Genomic DNA, 19397 nt, shown 5'->3' on the forward strand with positions numbered 1-19397 from the left:
CGTGGCGGGCGCCAACCATGTGCCGGTCATCGACGCGGTGCAGAACCTGACGCTGGAAGAGGGCGACAGCCTGCAGCTGCCGCTGCTGGCCAGCGACGAGGACGGCGACACCGTCACGGTGCTGGTGCGCAACCTGCCGGCAGGCGCCTTCTTCGACGCGGCCACCGGCATCCTGAGCTGGACGCCGGGCTACGACCAGGCCGGCGTCTACCAGGACATCACCGTGGTCGCCAGCGACGGCAAGCACGAGGTGCAGCGCCGCTTCAACCTGACCGTCAACCAGGGCTACCCAGCGCCCATCTTCCCGACGCTGGACACGCAGGTGCTGCGCGAGGGCGACCGCTTCGGCCYGCAACTGCCCGGCGCCGTGCCGGGCGGGCTGCAACAGGCCGACGGCAGCAAGGTCACGCTGAAGTGGAGCGCCGAGGTGCTGCCCGGCGGCGCGACGCTGGACGCCGACACCGGCTGGTTTGCCTGGACGCCGGGCTATGCCCAGGCCGGCCTGCTGACGCTGCCGGTCACGCTGATCGCCACCTTCACCGCCGTCGACGGCAGCAAGTCCGTGACGGCGGTGAAGCGCGAGATCAAGTTCGACGTGCGCAACGCCAACGGCGCGCCGGTGTTCGACCCGGTCGAGACCTGGGGTGTGCTGGAAGGCCAGCCGCTGCGCATCAGCGTGTTCGCCTTCGACCCCGACAACCCTGCCTTCGAGCCCAAGGTCCGTCTGACCCCCGGCGGCGAAGCCAGCGGCCCCGCCGGCGTCACGAGCAGCGTCGACTACGACGTCACCGGCCTGCCACCCGGCGCGACCTTCGACGAAGAGACGCTGGAACTGATCTGGACGCCGGGCTATGCCCAGGCCGGCACCTACTACGTGACGGTCAAGGCGACCGACGACGGCAATGGCACCGGCACCCGGCTGACCAGCCAGATCGTGCTGCCCATCGTCGTCAGCAACGCCAACCGCGCGCCCGAGATCAAGGACCTCACCAACGCCTTCGTCGACCGCGGCACCGTGCTGCAGATCCCGCTGGAGGCGACGGACGCCGACGGCAACCCGCTGACGCTGACCGTGCATGGCCTGCCCAGCTTTGCCACCTACACGCAGACGCTGAACAGCGCCGGCAAGCTGACCGGCGTCATCCGCTTCGCCCCCGGCGCCGGCCATCGCGGTGACTACACGCTGACGGTCGTCGCGCAAGACAACGGCGACGGCGACGTCAACCAGGTGCTGGCCTCCGCCAAGAGCTTCGTCGTCACCGTCAGGAGCCCGAGCGAGGCGCCCGTCATCACGCTGCCGACCCAGGTCGTCGCCGTGGCCGGCACCGAGCTGCGTGTGCCCATCCTCGTGGCCGACCTGGATCAGGACGCGCTGACCTACGCCGCCACCAACCTGCCCGCCGGTGCGCGCATCGAGAGCGACCCGCGCTACGGCCACGCCACGCTGGTCTGGACGCCGGCCGCGGGCCTCAGCGGCAACTTCGACATCAGCCTGGCCGTCACCGACCTGGGCCTGCCGCCGGCCGACGCGGGCTATGTGCCCGACCCGCAGCATCCGCCGGTGCCCAACACGTCCGTGCGCGACCTGCGCATCGTCGTGCGCGCCGCCAATGCCACGCCGACGCTGTTTGCCGTCGCCGCCACCGGTGGCGCCGTGCAGGGCGACCCGCTCGCCGGCACGCGTACCGTCGTCAAGGTCGACGAGGGTTCGCCGCTGGCCATCGACCTGTCCGGCCTGGACGCCGACCTCGACCTGCTGCACTGGACCGTCGAAGGTATCCCGGCCGGCATGTTGCTGGTGCCCAGCGCCGGCAGCGGCGGCCAGACCCGCCTGCAACTGCGCTGGACGCCCGGCCTGTTCGCCGCCCAGAGTGACAACCAGAACGGCGCCGCGCCCGGCCACTACCTGCTCAAGCTGACCGCCAGCGACGGCGCCGCCAGCTTCACGCGCGACGTCGAGATCGTCGTCGCCAACGTGAACCAGGCGCCGGTGCTGCTGCCCATGCCGCTGCAACTGGTGCCCGAGGGCCAGACGCTGTCCTTCTCGATGCGCACGACCGATGGCGACAACGACGCCACGCAGCTGGCGCTGATCTACGACGCCAGCACGCCCAGCGGCGTGTTCTTCGACGCGGCCACCGGCTACTTCGAATGGACGCCCGGCGCCGACATCGTCAACAACGCGACCGCTGACACGCGCGCCTACACCTTCAACTTCAGCGCGACGGATGGCCTGGTCACCGTCACGCGCACGGTGCAGGTCCGCGTCTTCGACGTGAACCAGGCGCCCGAGATCACCACCGCCAGCCACGCGCTGCTGGTGGGCCAGAGCTTCTCGCTGCCCGTCGTCAAGGGCGCCACGGCACCGGTCGGCGCACTGCGCCTGTTCGACGCCGACGGCGCCGCCCAGACCGCCGCGCTGGCCATCAGCTTCATCGGCTTGCCCGAAGGCGCGGCCTATGACGCCGCCACCGGCCGCCTGAACTGGACGCCAGGCCCCGGCCAGGTGGGCGACTTCACCGTGCTCGCCACCGTCAGCGACGGCAGGAACTCGACGACCAACAGCTTCGTGCTGCGCGTCGTCGCGGACGCCAGCGCCAACGCGCCCAAGCTGCTTGTCAACCTGACGCCCAGCACACCCGTACTGCCCGGCCAGGTCGTGCTCGCCACCGTGCGCGCCGACGCCTTCAGCCCCATCGCCAGCATCACCGTGCAGGCGCGCGGTGCCGGCATCGGCCAGGCGGACTGGGTGCCCGTGACGCTCGACGGCCTCGGCCGCGTGCGCATCACGCCCAGCCAGCCCGGCCTCATCGAGCTGCGCGTGACGGCCGTCGATGCCGACGGCTTCTCCGCCACGACGACGCAGACCGTGCGTGTGCGCGACCCGCTGGACACGACCGCACCGACGCTGGTCTTCACCGGCGCGCTCGACACGGGCGGCCTCGCCCCCGCCGTCATCGGCAGCTCGACCACGCTGACCGCCCGCGTTGCCGACCTGCAACTGATGGGTTATGTGCTCGAAGCCGCACCCTCCAACGGCGACCGCGTGGATGAGTCCGCCTGGCGCACGCTGGCGTCCGCCGACTTCAGCGCCGCCGCCGTCAACGGCGACCTGACGCTGGCCGCGCTCGACCCGTCGCGTTGGGCCAATGGCGTCTACCAGCTGCGCCTGCGCGGCTGGGATCTGGCCGGCCGCACGACCGAGATCACGACGCGTGTGCTCGTCGACTCGACAGCCAAGCAGCTCGTGCAGGCCCAGGCCACCGACGCGGTCTTCCGCCTCGGCAACCACGACCTCGCGCTGACTCGCCATCTCGACGCCAACGGCGGCAGCGGCGACCTCGGCAACTGGACGCTGCCGCTGCTGGACACCCGCCTCAGCCACGACCAGGCCGGCAGCGATGCCCTCGGCGCCTCGGCCGCCTGGGTGCTGGGCGCACGCGTCTGGCTGCAGGTGCCCACCAGCCTGTCCGCCGCCAACGCGGCCAACGAGTACCTGAGCTTCACGCTGGGCACCACCGGCACGCCGCTGTCCAGCGACCCGACCTCGCCGCTGGTGCAGCGCCCCGTCTTCACGGGCAGCACGGCGGGCTGGAGCCTGTCGGTGGTCAACGCCGACCCGACCATGCCGGTCGCCTTGCTGCCCCAGGGTCAGCGCCTGCTTGACCGCGTCACCGGTCTGCCGTGGCAGCCCACCGCCTACCTGCTGACCGGCCCCGACGGCACCAGCTACGGGCTCGACGCGCGCGGCCAGATGCAGAGCGTGCGCTTTGCCGACGGCCAGCAATGGCTGTTGTCCGACGCGGGCGTGGCCCTGGTCGGCAGCAGCGACCCGAACACCCGCCTCGTCTTCGAGCGCGACAGCCAGGGCCGCATCGAGCGCGTCGTCGGCCGCCAGACGGCCACGGCCGACGCGGCCATCGTCTACCGCTACGACAGCACCGGCCGCCTCGCACTTGCGCGCAGCCTCTACGGCGACGGCAACCTGAACCTGAGCATCGGCTACCACGCCGACGGCAGCGTCATCAGCGAGCCCATCACCGCCCAGTTCGGCACCGCAGCGGGCTGGCTGGTCAGCGTGGCCACGCCCAACAACAGCTGGAGTGGCACGCTGAGCACCGGCACGCCGGCACGCATCAGCTTCGTCGTGCGCGACAGCGAACTCGCCAGCACCATCAAGGCGCCCGGCGCCGCCGGTGCCATCGTCTACGCCATCGAAACCGCGGCCGGCACCAGCCTGGCCATAGAAGGCGCGACCGTGCTCGGCCAGGTCGCCAACGGCGGCAAGACCGTCACGCTCGTGCGGGTGACCGAGGCCGGCCTGAAGCTGCTGACGCTGACCGGCAACGGTGCGGCCAGCATCAAGGTCAGCATCGCCGGCGACGTGAACCGCGACGGCCGCATCGACGGCACGGATTCGACCGCCTTCGCGGCCTCGGGCGTCGACCTGAACGGCGACGGCACGGCCAACGACACCGATCGCCAGGTGCTCTACGCCAACTACGGTTGGCGCGCCAACCTCGCGCCGGTCAGCATGGCCAGCGCCACGCCGGTGCTCGCCCACACCGACCTGAACAAATGGCTGGCGCTCGACAACGTGGCGCTGGACCGCGAGGGCGACAGCGTGTTCTGGCGCGTCATCGGCGCGAGCCATGGCTCGGCCCAACTGGCGGCCGACGGCCGCACCCTGCTGTTCAAGCCCGAGGCGGGCTATGCGGGTGCGGCGGCCATCACCATCGAGGCCGACGACGGCTGGGGCTCCAGCGGCCCCATCGTGCTGCAGTTCAACGTCAGCTCGGCGGCGCTGTTGGCGATCAACATCGTCGACGTGGGGCCGCTGCGTGCCGGCGAGACCCGCCAGCTGCAGGCCTTCGGCGACTTCGCCGACGAGAAGGGCGTGGCGCTGACGGGCAACTATCTGCAGTGGACGGTGGAGAACTGGCAGGCCGGCGCGGCTGCCGTGATCGCCACGCCGGGCGACACGCTGCTGGCGGGCCGTTCCGCCGGCTGGGGTCATGTCGAGGCTCGCAAGGGCAGCCTGCTGGGCGTGCGCAGCTTCGAGATCGACGGTCCCAGCGATGCGACGCTGGCCCTGGCGCTCGGCGGCCTGGACGTCTACCCGGGCTCGGTGTCCCTCGTGGCCCCCAAGGCCGATGGCAGCGGCGCGGGCCTGCGCCAGATCAAGCTGACCGAGGTGTTCAGCAGCACCGAGGTGGCCGATTCCTACTTCATCAGCTATTACGTCGGTGACTCGCGCATCGTCTCGGTGGACCGCAACGGCGTGATCTCGGCCAAGGGTGTCGGCACGACCAAGGTCTATGCGATCTTCAAGTCGGGGCAGGTCGAGCTGACCGTGCATGTCGCCGAGCCGACCGTGCTGTCGGCGCAGACGCCGGCCATCGAGGTCGGCGAGGAAGGCGCCCTGCTGCAAACCCAGGGCGGCCTGCAGATCGCGATCGCGGCCGGCGCCCTGGGCACGCCGCAGCGGGTCGCCGTCAGCGACCTGGACCTGGCCAACCTGCCGCTCGCCGCGCCCAGCTTCGACGGCTTCCAGGTGTTGTCGGGCTTCCATCTCGACATGGGCGATGCGCGCACCAGCCATCCCATGCAGATCGCCACCTCGGCGCTCGGGCTGGACCCCGACGAATACGAGATCCTGATCCTGCGCCGCGGCACCATCACGCTGGCCGACGGCACCGAGCAGGCCACCTGGTGGATCGTCGACAACGGCCATATCGGCGCCGACGGCACGGCCCGCACGGCCAGCCCGCCCTACCCGGGCATGACGACCAGCGGCGACTACCTCGTCAGCGCGCGCCGCACCGCCAAGGACCCCAAGACCGGCGCCACCGACACGCGCTTCGTCAGCCTGGATGCCAACTGGCAGCTGATGTGGTTCGCCACCATCAACATGGCCATGGGCATTGCGGCGGTGCCGGGCGGCTCCATGGTGGCCGTGGGCCTGATGTCCATGCTGCCGCTCGCCACCTTCCAGCTCACGACGTTCTCGACGACGGCCCAGTACATTCAGACCGGCACGAGCAAGGTCGAGGGCGACAAGCTGGACGTGCAGGTGTCGCCACCGCCCAAGCTGCTGAAGAACGATCCAGCGATCACCGGTCTCACGCAGATCGACGCCAGCACCTACAAGGTCACGGGCAGCGGCTTCACCATCGCCGGGGTCAAGACCCGCGTGCAGCTGTGGCTCAAGCCGGTCGGCAGCGCGTTGAGCGAGATGAGCAACTCGCCCGACCGGGGCCTGCTCTACAACTTCATGCAGGTGCAGAGCACCAGCGACACGGAGGTCGTGTTCAAGGTGCCCGACGGCGTGGCGCTGGGGCTGCACGAGGTGTGGGTGCAGCGTGTCTTCGACGAGCCGAACAAGGACGGCACGGCCGGCGACAAGTTCGGCCTGTTCTCCGGCAACCCGAGCAACCGCGTGCAGTTCAAGCCGCCGCGCGAGCTTGGCGTCGTGCTGGACCGCACGACGGTGCAGTTCACCGAGGGTGTCGGGTCGCCTGCGGGCAGCGGCGCGGAGGAGACGCTGCGTGTGCTGCAGGATGCCGTCACGCTGCCGGGCTATCTCACCGGCCTGAAGACCGATGCGCTGGCCTACGGGCCCGACAACCGCGAGGTGTTCGTCGCCGGCGCGGGCAAGATCTACATGATCGACATGGTGACCCGCAAGCTCGTCTACACGCTGGACGTGGGCGATGCCGGCACCAACATCAGCTCGCTGGCCGTGGCCGGGGACTGGCTCTACGTGGCCGAGGGCGCGAGCTATGGCACGGCCGGCTCGCCGCGCCTGCTGCGCGTCAACATCAACGGCAAGGACGCGCGCTTCATGAAGGAAGTGCAGAAACTGCAGCTGCCCGATGTCATCAAGCCCGGCCCCAACGGCTTCCTGGACCTGGCCGTCAGTGCCGGCCGCTACCTCGGCGTCACCGCGCCGGTGGACCGGTTCACGCGCTTCGGTTTCGGCTCCAAGGAGAAGGGCGACGTCTACATCATCGACCTGGAAGCGATGCAGGAGGCCTACGAGAAGCAGCTCGACGAGACCGAAGGCGCCGACGCTGCCTTGCGTGTCGACGCCGCAGACGTGAAGTCGCTGGACTTCAGCGCCGCCACCGCGCGCGCCGGTCAACTGCCCTACTACATCGACAACGGGCCCGAAGACGGCCAGTTCGTCATGAGCACGACGCAGGCCTACAACTATGGCTTCTCGGCCGTCACCGTCGGCCGTGACGAGGAAAGCGGCGCCTGGACGAGCACGGCGGTCAAGGCGCCCGCGCTCAAGCCCAGCCAGCCGCAGTGGTGGAACAACCTCTACTTCGCCAACGGCAAGCGCTACGCCTTCATGCAGAACGTGCAGCGCGCGGCCGGCGTGGCGGTGTCACCGGACGGCAAGTACGCCTTCGTCGCCGACTACAACCACATCTTCGACGAGATCGGCTTCATGGACGGCTTGCTGATCAGCAAGCAGGTCGGCGGCAAGATCGGCATCATCCGCGACCCCTTCGGCAAGGCCGAGTACATCGGCTCCACCACGCCCATCGAGGGCGCCAGCCTGGAGAGCCTGTCGCTGTCCGCCGACGGCACCAAGCTCTGGGCCACGGCCATGGCCGAGGAGTACGGCGGCCCGGGCGACGGCTACTACAGCCGCTTCTTCTCGGCCGTCTACGAGTACAACATCCCCGGCATCCTGACCGTGGCGGAGAGCGGCAATGGCGATCTGCGCAAGCCGGTCGACTTCAACATGCCGGCCCTGGCGCCGCGCCGCTACACCAGCCTGCCCGCCAGCGACACCGGCACGGAGCCGCTGTTGAAGTCCTGGGCCGTGGACACCATCGCCAACAACGGCGAGCTGGAGCTGATCAGCCCGCGCATCGGCGCCGATGCCCGGCCCGTCTTCGAGCTCAAGGCCACGCGTGACATCAAGTCCCTGCGCATCTACGTGTCCTCCTTCGGCCCCGGCGAGGGCCTGTTCCCCAACGACACGCCGCGCCTGCCGGACTGGCACGGCGGCGTCATCGACGGCAAGCAGTCGCCGATCAACCTGGACCACGACGAACGCATCCTCACGACCATAGACCTGCTGCCCGGCGACGAGGACTGGGACGCCAACAAGGTCTACACCTGGAAGGACTTCGCCGAGAAGGCGGCCTATGCCAACTTCAAGCTGACGGCCGGCGAAATGTATTGGTGGGCGGCCGAGGCCGTGCTGGCCAACGGCACCAAGGTCACGTCGGCGCAGCCGTTCACGATCAAGCGCGCCTATGAGCAATCGGGCTTCAACGGCAGTTCGGTGACCATCGTCACGCACGGCTACCAGCCGCCGCTGATCTCCGGCACCGACGGCGCCTCGGCCGTGATGAGCGGCAAGCCCACCGACCCCAGCGCAACCGCGTCGGCGGAGATTGCGCGCCAGATCGCGCGTGATCAGGGCGGCTATGCCTACCGCTACGAAAAGGCCACCGGACTGTGGACCGCACTGGACAAGGACAGCGACCAGCCCGAGCTGAAAGAGGCGCTGCGCCTGGGCAAGCCCGTGGCGCTGGTGCCCGACTGGGTGCTGGAGTCCGGCTTCAGCGATTCGGGCTTCTCCGAGGCCGCGGCCGACGCCATCTATGCCTCCCTGCTGCGCGCCAACGCCGACTCGGGCGGCAAGCTGCTGAGCGGCAATCTGCATCTGATCGGGCACAGCCGCGGCACCGTCGTCAACTCCGAGCTGGCGCAGCGCATCCTGTGGGCGGCCGACAAGTTCGGCATGCCCAAGCCGGCCGACTTGCAGATGACGACGCTGGACCCGCACGACTTCAACCAGCCGTCGTTGATCCAGAGCCAGGCGATGTCCAAGATCCTGGCCAACGTCGACCAAGGCCAGTTCCTGAGCACGGCGCTGGCCGTACTGATCGACCTGCCGGTTGAGTCGCTGGTGAACTGGCTCAATCTGGGCAGCGTGCTTGGCGGCATCGGCCTGGACAACGCCACGCTGGCCGAGAACGCTGCCAAGCTCGTGCAGGACGTGCTGCTTGGCCTGGCCGGCAGGGTGGGCACCGCAGCCGACCTGGCGATCAAGGTCAAGCAGAGCTTCTTCGAGTTGGACCCCGGCAAGCTGGGCCTCAAGAACATCGACTTCGGTGACTTCTTCGACCCGGACGTGAAGGCCTGGCAAGGCGTCAACTTCGCCGACAACTACTACCAGCATGTCGCCGACGAAAAGGCCGCCCCCGGCAAGACGGTCACGCCGAACGGGCGATCCCTGTTCACCGACGGCTTCGACGTCGAGGTGGACCTGACGGGCCTGAAGGGCTTCACGGTGGATGACAAGGTCGCCGTCGTCGGCTCCAAGGCGGAGACGCATTCGCGGCCGCATGCCTGGTACGCGGGCACTGTCACGCCCGGCATGCAGTATTTCGGTGCCGGTGTCATCCTGGGCACCGACCAGCCCTCGGGCCGTGACTGGATCATCAAGCGCCGCGCCGACGCGGCCTATGAGCGCAACCGGCCCGAGGTGCCGCCCTTCCTGCAGAGCATCGTCAAGGGCGCGGTGACGCCGGCCCTGTATCTGCACAACGAGGCGCCCTGGTATCTGCAGCGGCTGGACAAGCTGATCGGCACGACGATCTATGGCCGCACCGACAAGTCGGGCCTGAAGGAGCAGGCCGAAAAGGCGCCGCCCAAGGTAGGCCCCGCCGACACCTGGGAGGCGGTCGGCGATGGCTTCTTCTTCAGCAAGCTGGGCGGCGGCGCGGTCGACCGTCCAAGCACCTTCGTGGCCCGCACCGCGCTGACGACCGACAACACGGAGTTCGGCAGTGACGGCAAGGAGGCCGTGCAATCGGTCTTCAATGGCGGCTTCCAGGCCAGCGTGCGGCCCTTCTTCGGGCGCTTCCTGACCACCTATGAGCTGCCGGGCTGGGCCATGCACAACGGCAACGCGCTTAAGAACGCGGACGGCACGATCAATCCGGCCTACCAGGACAACGTCCAGGCCACCCAGCTCGTGTTCAAGGGCTACAACCAGGCGCTGGTGGAGAAGTACCTCAAGGCCGGCGATGCCGATGCCTTCAAGGCGACGCTGGCGAAGTACCAGGCCAGCTATGGCAACACCTTCAGCCTGGCCACCTTCAGCCAGGCGATCAACAAGGCCCAGCTCGGCGAGTTCGTGCGCGACATGACCGTCAAGGCGACGGTGATGGCGATCGCCACCCAGAACCCGCTGTTCGACAAGGCGCTCATCGGCCCGCTGACCGAGCTGATCGGCCAGAAGATCGTCGACTTCGCCTTCTTCAAGCAGACGCTGGGCTACGAGCAGGAGATCGGCGACTTCGGCCAGAACCTCGAAAAGGTGGCCGAATGGGGCTTMCAGCTCGATGGCAACTACACGACGCTGACCCACAACTGGATGGCATTGCCGCGCAACGGCCAGCTGCTGTCCCTGGAGGTCGATCCGTCCAGCATCGGCGCCAGCAGCGCCCCGGTGCTTGAGGTCATCTTCGTCACGCGCGACAGCGCCGGCAAGGAGACGGAAGTCGTCGCCGACCGCATCCAGGTGCGCAACTTGGCCGGCGCCAGCATGTTGAGCGTGCGGGTGCCCGACAGTGTGCGCAGCCAGTCGGCACAGGCCGTGCAATTGCGCCTGAAGCTGGTCAACTACGACTACGTCACGGGTGCCGCCAAGGCGGTCACCTTGAACGACCGCGTCATCGTCGACCAGATCAACATCGGCGCATCGTTGAGCGTCACCGACACCAGCGGCCAGGTCGACGACGCGACCGTCTTCATGCAGGACCGCATGACCAGCGCGTCCAGCAGCGCCGACGAGGCGCTGGCCTGGGCCAAGCCGGAGGGCTTCTACAAGGCCAACGAGCATGTGCTGACCCTGCGCAACGACAGCGCCGCGACGCTGACCTACCGCGCCACGGCCGTTGCCGGCACCTATCCGATCGACTACCTCTATGTCGACGGCAATGCCAGCTCCGGCCTGTCGGGGGTGACGCCTGCGGCCAGCGAGAAGCAGTTGTTCAGCGGCCGCAGTCTTGGCGCGGGCCAGTCCGTGCAGGTCAACATCGCGGCCAAACTGACCGACGCGGCACGCCAGCAGTGGGGCGACAGCTACGACGCCGTCCTGCTGCCGGCCCTGCTGCGCTTCGACACCACGCGCGAGTCCGCGAACGGGCCTGTCGACGCCGGTGCCGCCACGGTGCGCACCTACTACTTCGGCGAGCTGACCAACCTCAACCAGATCGACGGCGTGCTGACCGCAGCAGCGCTGCGCGCGGGCGAGACCCGCACGCTGAAGATCTACAACCCGGACAACGTCGTCATCGAGGGCGACGGCCGCTGGGAGGTCAAGACCGAAGGCGCCGTCACCACGCTGACGCTGGTGTCGACCGCCCAGGACCGCGGCCGCATCGAGAGCACGCTGGAGTTCAAGCTGAACAACCAGGTCTATTTCACGGCCAAGGTGCGTGTCGACGTGCGCGCAACCCAGCAGGTCAACGTGGACCTGGCGCAGCTCAACGCGCTGCTGGTGCAGGCCGCTGCGCTGGCGCACACGCCGACCGCCGACGTCTCGTTGCTGAGCGGCAATGACCTCGCCGTCTACAACCTGCTGGTGGGCCTGGCCGACAAGCTGCCGGCCGACCTCGGCGCCGGCGACCTGGAAACGCTGGGCTACGGCGTTAAGGTGGCGATCGGCCTCAACGGCGGTGTCTATCTGCGCGACCGCTATTACAGCGCCATCGACTTCTCCTTCGAGGACGCTGCGAGCCTGGACGCCACGACCGCTGCACACACGACCAACGTCGCGCTGGACGCCAGCATCGGCGGCAACGCCGGCGAGGCAGGGCGCTCGGGTTGGGACTTCGCGTCCAACCAGATGGACATCCTGCTCACGTCGGCCAGCGGCGCGGTCACCAACCAGCAGAGCATCCGCAGCAAGGAGTACGTGCTCAGCCGCCTGATCAACCAGCAGCAGAACGGCACGGCCTATGGCGTCGCGCCCTTCGTCTCGGTGCCGGCTGCACTGCGCGAAGCCTTGGAAGTGGTGGGCGGCATTGAAGGTCGCAGCCAGCGCATGTACGCGCTCGGCCGCTACTTCGGCTGGTTGTTCGCTCACGAACTGGGCCACAGCCTGGGCCTGCCCGACGAGTACAAGCTCGATGGCGCCGGCAATCCGCAGATCCTGGTGCCCACCCCGACCTTCATGGCCGAGGCCAATTCGGTGAAGCGCTCGGACGAGGTCAACCAGCTGATGGACCTGGCCCTCAGCCGCGGCGACCGCGACGAGCCGCTGACCCGCATGCAGGTGGACAACCTCATCCTCTACATGCAGGCCCTGGCGCGCCAGAGCACCTACCTCGGCGCGCCGCCCGCGACCGAGGGCGCGGCGGCCGGCGTGGCCGACGTGGCCCCGATGCTGGTGCAGCCCGCTGACGGGCCTGCCGGTGCGCAGGCCGCAGCTGCGCCCAGCTTCGCCTCCGGCCTGCCCGTCTACGCCTCGCTGCGCGGCGGCGACCTGGACGACGCCACCGGCTGGAGCACGCGCGGCAATGTCGTCGTCCAAGGCGGCAAAGCCACGCTGGGCGAATCCGCCTCGCGCCAGGCCCAGCTGTCTCAGGCCTTCACGCTGGGCGCCAACGACAAGCTGCTCAGCTTCACCATCGAATCGCCGCACCTGCTGGCCAACGCGGCCGGCCCGTTCGATGCGTTCGAAGTGGCCTTGCTCGACGCCATCACCGGTCTGCCCATCGCCGGCAGCATCGGCCTGAACGGCTCAGACGCCTTGCTCAACCTGCAGACCAACGGCCGCGAGCGCCTGGCCACCACGGTGCGCAAGCAGCTCAACGCCGACGGCAGCGCGACCTACTTCGTCGCGCTGGCGCCCGAGCTGGCCGGCAAGGCCGTGCTGCTGAGCTTCGACCTGCTCGGCTTTGCCGCTCAGACCAGCACGATGACCGTGCGCGACATCAAGCTCATCGGCGACCCGCAGGCCGTGGGCGATACGGTCGCGCTCGACGAGGACGGCAGTGCCAGCGGCAACGTGCTCGCCAATGACCTGGTCTTCGGCGCCACCAGCGTCACCATCGAACAGGTCGACGGCCCGGCCCACGGCACGCTGACCCTGCTGGCCAACGGCCAGTTCAGCTACCAGCCGGCGGCCAACTACAACGGCAGCGACAGCTTCAGCTACCGCTTCGTCATCGATGGGCAACCGAGCAACACGGCCACCGTGGCGCTGACCGTGCGGCCCGTCAACGACGCACCGACGCTGACCGGCCGCAGCCTCGCGGCCCAGGCCGGCCAGACTGTGGCCATCAACCCGCTGAGCACGGCCTTCGACATCGACGGCGACACGCTGACCGCGGCCGTCGTCGACGGTCCGGCCCACGGCGTGCTGAGCGTGCTGGCGGACGGCAGCTTCAGCTACAAGGCGGCGAGCAGCTTCGCCGGTCCGGACAGCTTCAGCTACCGCGTCAGCGACGGCCAGGCCGAGTCCAACCTGGTCACCGTGGCCATCACCGTCAGCAACGACGGCACGCCCAACCTGGCCCCCACGGCCGCCGACGGCCTGGCCGCCGGCAGCGAGGACGAGGCACTGGCGCTGACCTGGAGCCACTTCGCGGTCGTTGACCCCGACAACCGGCCAGACCTGCTGCGGGTCGAGATCACGGACCTGCCGTTCGATGGCCTGCTGCAACGTCAGCAGACCGACGGCAGCTGGGCCGCAGTCGTGGTGGGCGCGCGCTTCAACCAGGCCGACCTGGCGGCGCGCGGTCTGCGCTTCGTGCCAGCGGCCAACGCCTCGGGCGGCGCCGGCTACTTTGGCGCGGGCGAGGGCAACGGCCAGGCGCACTACGCCCACATAGCCTTCAAGGCCTTCGACGGCGAGCTCTACAGCGCCGCCGCCCGCCTCGTCATCGACATCACGGCCGTGGCCGATGCGCCCACGCTCGCCGTCACCGGCGGCAACACCGCCACCGGCCTGGAGGACGCGGCTTTGGCTTTGCACGCCATCGTCGCCGGCCTCGTCGACAACGATGGCTCCGAGGCGCTGGTGCTGACGCTGACCGGCCTGCCGGACGGCTTCACGCTGTCCGACGGCACGCGCAGCTTCACGCCCTCGGCCACGCAACGCGTCGTCAACCTCGCCGGCTGGCAGCTCGACGCCCTGGTGCTGACGCCGCCGCGCGACTTCAATGGCAGCGTGGCCCTGCAACTTCAGGCCACCGCCATCGAAGGCGCCACCGGCGAGTACGCGACGACGACCCAACTGCTGACCGCGCAATTCGTCGCCGTGGCCGATGCGCCGACTCTGACGCTGAGCCCGCGCGATGTTGCCGTCAGCCGTGAGCTGGTGGCGACGAGTTGGGAGACGCCGGCCAACCCGAACACGGCGGTCGCCGTCGTCGCCGGCCCCGTGCTGGAGGGCTGGACCGTGCTGTCCGCGACCACGGGCAAAGCGACCGCGTTCGAGATTCAGGCCGCCGGCGACCGCGTCACCAATATCGGCGGGAACTTCGCCACGGTTCAGCCGATGACCGGCAACGGAAGCCAGTGGCTGACGCTGCGCAACGGTCGCGCGGCGCTCGCCTACCAGACGCTGGGTATCGAGCGCATCGTCGACACCATCGACGGCGCGATCTACACCCTCGGTCTGGACTATGCAGGCGGTCTCGGCTTCGCGGTTGCCAACACCGCCATCGGCATCTATGTCGATGGCATCAAGGTAGGTGGTTATGCCGGCACCAGCTCGACGACGGCGCTGAACTGGGAGACGTTGAGTTTCACGTTCGGCGGCAACGGCCAGACGCGCAAGATCGCCATCGTGCTGGAAGGCGGCAGCGCCGTCGCTGGCGGCGCGGTGCCGCAGCGCAGTGCCAACATCGACGACATCCGCATTGTCGAGACGCTGCCCATCGGCGTCGCGGTGGTCTACGGTCTGGTCGACACGGCGATTGCGCTGCCGAAGGTTGCCGCCGCGCTGACCGACCAGTTCGGCAGCGAGGCCCTCGCGCTGTCGCTGACCGGCCTGCCGGTCGGCGCCGTCCTCAGTGACGGGGTGCACAGCGCCGTTGGCGGCTCAGCCATCGACCTGGCCGGCTGGGACATGGCCAAGCTCAGTGCCAAGCCACCGGCAGGCTTCACCGGTGAGCTGACCCTGACACTGCGTGCGACCAGTGCCGAGTCGAGCAATGGCGCCAGCGCCAGCGTCAGTCAGAGCCTGTCGCTGCGCATGCTGCCCGGTGCCGCCGTGGCAACGCCGGTGGGTCTGAACCCCTACGTCGTCACAACCGCTGGGGCGCGGACCACAGACGCCCAGGCCGGCAGCATGACCGTGGCCCCCGCATCGGCTTCTGCGGCGGCGCTGCTTGCTGCCGCTCGTGGCCAACTGGGTGGTGCACCCGAGGCCGCTCCGCTGCCTAAGACCGCCGCCGAGATCGCTCAGGCCGAGGCCGACAGGGCTCGTGCCCTTAGCGATGCCTGGCTCAAGGAGCTTGAAGAGCGTGCCAAGCAGCAATGGCAGCAATTGGTTGGCGGCAAATGAGGCCGGTGTCGTTCCGGCGCCTCGCCCGTCCCATGGTCCGGGGATGGGCTGGTCGCGCCAGTCTCTCTAGGATGCAAGCGATTGCGCAATATTTCACAGAAAACCCATGAAAAACTCGATCCGCTCATGCCTGACCGCCCTTGGCCTCGCGCTGTCGCTGGCCACTTCCGCGGCTGCCGCCGCTACCGTCGAGACCCGTTTCGGCGCGCTGGACGGTCTCGGCATCGGCCTGGCCAGCGGCGACAGCTTCGAGTACGGCAATCTGATCAATCCCCAGGCTGACGGCACCAACGACTGGGTCGGCGGCGGCTTCACGGCTTCGCTCAGCATCAGTTGGAGCGGCAGCTTGACCGGTGCCTCGCTGCAGGTCTTTTCGGGCGGCTGGGGATTTGGCGGCAATGCAGGCGTCTATCTGAACAATCAACTCGTTGGCGAACTCACCAACGGCGACAGCGGTGGGGGTGACCTCAGCTATGCCTACCTTGACGCTTTGGACCTGTCGGCCTTCCTCGGTCTGATCGTTGCCGACAACGCCGTGGAGATCCGCACTGCTGATCCCGACGACGGCGGCAGCCTCGGCTACATCAAGCTCATCCTGCAGACCCAGGACGCCACCGGCAACACCGTCCCCGAACCCGGCAGCGTCGCCCTTGCCGGCATTGCGATCGCCAGCGTGCTGCTCACCCGCCGCCGCCGTCGCGACTGACGCTTTCACGGACACTCACGCGCCGGCCCTTTCGGCCGGCGCGTTTCGTTTGGGCTGCTCCTTGATCCGACTCCTCCCGCTGTTGTTCGCACTGTTGTTCGCCCTGCCGGTTGCCGCCCAGACGCTGCCCGAACTGGCCGCCCGCGCGCTCGACGCCGACCCCGCCGTGCGCGCCACGGGCGCCTCGCTGCGCGCGGCCGAGGAGCGCCTCTTCCAGGCCAAGGCCGCCTATGGCCCGACGGCCAACCTGACGGTGACGGGCAACAAAAGCCACTACGCCGAGGCACCGACCTACGACTCGCGCGGCATTCGCTCCGACCAGTACGTCGTGCAGGTCACGCAGCCGCTGTGGCGCGGCGCGCTCTACCCGGCGATGCAGGCCGCGCGCAGCCAGTTTGAACAGGCCGGCAGCGCGCTGATGCAGTCGCGCCTGGAGGCGCAGCAGCGCTTGGCCGAGGCGGTGCTGGAGGTCTTCAAGGCGCGCGACGTGCTGGCCCATGCCGCCGCGCTGCGCGAGGCGCAGACCGAGCAGCTGGCGTCGGCACGGCGCGGCTTCCAGGTCGGCCGCGCGGCAGCACCCGAGGTGCGCGAGGCCGAGGCGCGTGTCGACAACGCGGTCGCCCAGGCGCTGGCGGCCGAGGCCGAGCTGGACCTGCGCCAGCAGGTGCTGGCCGAGATCGCCAACGGCCCGACGCCGACGCTGCTGCTGCGTGCCGTCGCGCCCGAGGCGCTGCCGCAGTTGCGTGCCGACAGCGTGCTGGACTGGCTGTCGCGCGCCGAGGCCGACAGCCCGTCGCTGCGCCAGGCCCGGCTCGCCGTGGAAGCCGCCGAGGCCGAGACACGCAAGGCCTCGCTGGCCCATGCGCCCACCGTGGACCTGAACGCCAGCTACACGCGCTCCAGCGACAACGGCTCGGTGACCAGCATCTTCCCGCGCCGAGGCAATACCTCGGCCGTCGGCGCGACGCTGACGATCCCCCTCTTCGCCAGCGGCGCCACGCAGTCCAAGGTCGTCGAGGCGCTGGCCCTGCGCGACAAGGCTGCCAGCGAGCTGGACCTAGCCCGCCGCACCCTGGTCATCGGCGTGCGCCAGGCCTTTGTGTCCACGCTGTCGGCGCTGTCGCAGGCCAGGGCGCTGGGCACGGCCGAGCGCTCGCAGGCCTTGTCGGTGCGCGCCAATCAGCGCGGCTTCGAGGTCGGCATCAAGACCAATGCCGACGTGCTGGAGGCGCAGGGCAAGCTGTTCGAGGCGCGCCGCGACCTCTCCCGCGCCCGCCACGATGCCTGGGCGAGTTACTTCAAGCTGCGCGCGCTGTCCGGCGCGCTCGGCGATGGCGACTGGGAAGCGCTGGACGCGCAGCTCGTGGAGCACCGGCCGGGCGAGATGGGCCGCGCGCGGGACAGGAGCGGGTCATGAGCGTGGGCGTGAACGACCACGAGGCCATCCTGCCGCCGCCCTCGGCTACGCCGCAGGCCGTCGAGCTGGCCCCCGCACTGGCCATCTGGCTGCAGCGCCTGCACGCTGCCGGCCTGGGCTGCCAGGGCGTGGCGCTGCATGCGGCCGATGCGGCCTGGCGCGCGCCCTTCGAGCGCGCCGACGTGGCCGAAGCCTGGGCCGAGGCGCGCGCGCGGGTCACGCGCGACAGCCCCGTCGCACTCAACCGTGTGCCAACGGGTGAGCTGCTCGTTGCCACCCACTTGATGCTGCCCAGCGGCCAGCCCGGCATCGTCGGCGCATTGCTTGAGCCGCCGCACAACGACCGCAGCCTGCAACTGCTGCTGCTGTCGCTGGGCTGGCTGCAACTCACATTGAGCGCGGCCAGCCTGGCGCACAACCAGCGCGCCGCCGAGCTGCTGGAGCTGATGGGCCACGTCGCCTCGCACAAGGACGCCCGTGCGGCGGCGCAGGACTGGATCAACCGCACGGCCGCCTGGGCGCGGCGCGAGCTGCCGTCGGAGGGCGAACTGCGCTTGTCGCTGTTCGACGTGCGCCATGAGCGCACGCACTGGTGGGTGGCCGCCGACGTGGCCTATGCCGAGACGGCCAGCCCCGGCGTGCAGGCGGCCGGCGAGGTCGCCCAACGGGCCTTTGTCGAAGGGCGCGAGCTGACGGAGCGCGAGGCCTGGGCGCTGCCGCTGCTGGACCAGGGCGAGGTCGTCGCCGTGCTGGTGGCTCAAGGGCAGGCCACGCCCGCCGCCCAGCAGGTGCTGCGCACGAGTGCGGCGTTAGCGGAGCCGCTGCTGCGCCACTGGCGCGCGGCCGAGCTGCCCCTGCCCGTGCAGACCTGGCGCGCGCTGCTCCTCGTCGGCGGCCGCCTGCGCGGCCCCGGCCACTGGGCCTGGAAGGCCGGTGCTGCGGCCGCACTGCTGGTGCTGGCCGTTCTGTTGCTGGTGCCGGTGGACGACCGCGTCACGGCCCACACCGTCATCGAAGGCCRCACGCGCCAGCTCGTCACCGCGCCCTTCGAGGGCTTCATCGCCGAGGCCCTGGTGCGGCCAGGCGACCGCGTGCGCCAGGGCCAGGTCCTGCTGCGCCTGGACGACCGCGAGCTGAAGCTGGAGCAGGCCAGGCTGCGCGGCGACCGCGACCAGGCCGCCGCCAAGCTGCGCCAGGCCATGGCCGAGCGCGAGGCCGCGAGCGTGGCGCTGGCGAGCGCCGAGCTGCAGGGCGCCGAGGGCCAGCTCGCGCTGGTGGAAGCCAAGCTGGCGCGTGCCCAACTCGTCGCGCCCATCGCCGGCCTGGTCGTCAGCGGCGACTGGGTGCAGCAGGTCGGCGCACCGGCCGAGCTGGGCAAGGAGTTGTTCGAGATCGCCTCCGAGGGCTACCGCGTCGTGCTGCATGTGCCTGAGCGCGACATCGCCCGCGTGCGCACCGGCCAGCGCGGCGTCCTGCGGCTGGCCGGCCAGCCGCAGGACGGCCACGACTTCGAGCTGAGCCGCGTCACCGCCACGGCAAGCGTGCAGGACGGCGCCAACGGCTTCCGCGCCGAGGCGGCCTGGGTGGGCGAGACGCCCGCCTTGAGCCCCGGCATGCAGGGCGTGGCCAAGGTCGTGGTCGGCAGGTCCAACCTGGTGACGATCTGGACGCGTGAGTCGCTGGACTGGTTGCGGCTCAAGCTGTGGCAGTACTGGATCTAG

Annotated in this window: 4 protein-coding genes (1 of these 4 cut by a window edge); all 4 read left to right on the plus strand. The window is 69.7% G+C overall.

The window, feature by feature from the left end; all coding sequences use genetic code 11:
- Nucleotides 1-15553 carry the final stretch of a calcium-binding protein gene (locus ACXRVZ_RS04425; protein ID WP_458232204.1) on the plus strand. The gene continues 21323 nt to the left of window position 1, outside the view, so 15553 of the gene's 36876 nt are visible here — the last part of the coding sequence; the start codon falls outside the window, past its left edge; the stop codon is at nt 15551-15553.
- A gap of 106 nt (nt 15554-15659) precedes the next feature.
- Nucleotides 15660-16259, plus strand: a complete 600-nt coding sequence (locus ACXRVZ_RS04430; protein ID WP_457418147.1) for a PEP-CTERM sorting domain-containing protein — start codon at nt 15660-15662, stop codon at nt 16257-16259.
- Between the two features lie 82 nt (nt 16260-16341).
- Nucleotides 16342-17676, plus strand: a complete 1335-nt coding sequence (locus ACXRVZ_RS04435) for a TolC family protein (RefSeq protein WP_458232205.1) — start codon at nt 16342-16344, stop codon at nt 17674-17676.
- Nucleotides 17673-19397, plus strand: a complete 1725-nt coding sequence (locus tag ACXRVZ_RS04440) for an efflux RND transporter periplasmic adaptor subunit (protein ID WP_458232206.1) — start codon at nt 17673-17675, stop codon at nt 19395-19397. The genes ACXRVZ_RS04435 and ACXRVZ_RS04440 overlap by 4 nt, the downstream gene beginning before the upstream one ends.

It is taken from the genome of Roseateles sp. P5_E8 (assembly GCF_054177665.1).

Bases quoted from the DNA above. Each gene is read 5' to 3' on its own strand.
- ACXRVZ_RS04430 (WP_457418147.1), top strand. From the start codon at position 15,660: ATGAAAAACTCGATCCGCTCATGCCTGACCGCCCTTGGCCTCGCGCTG.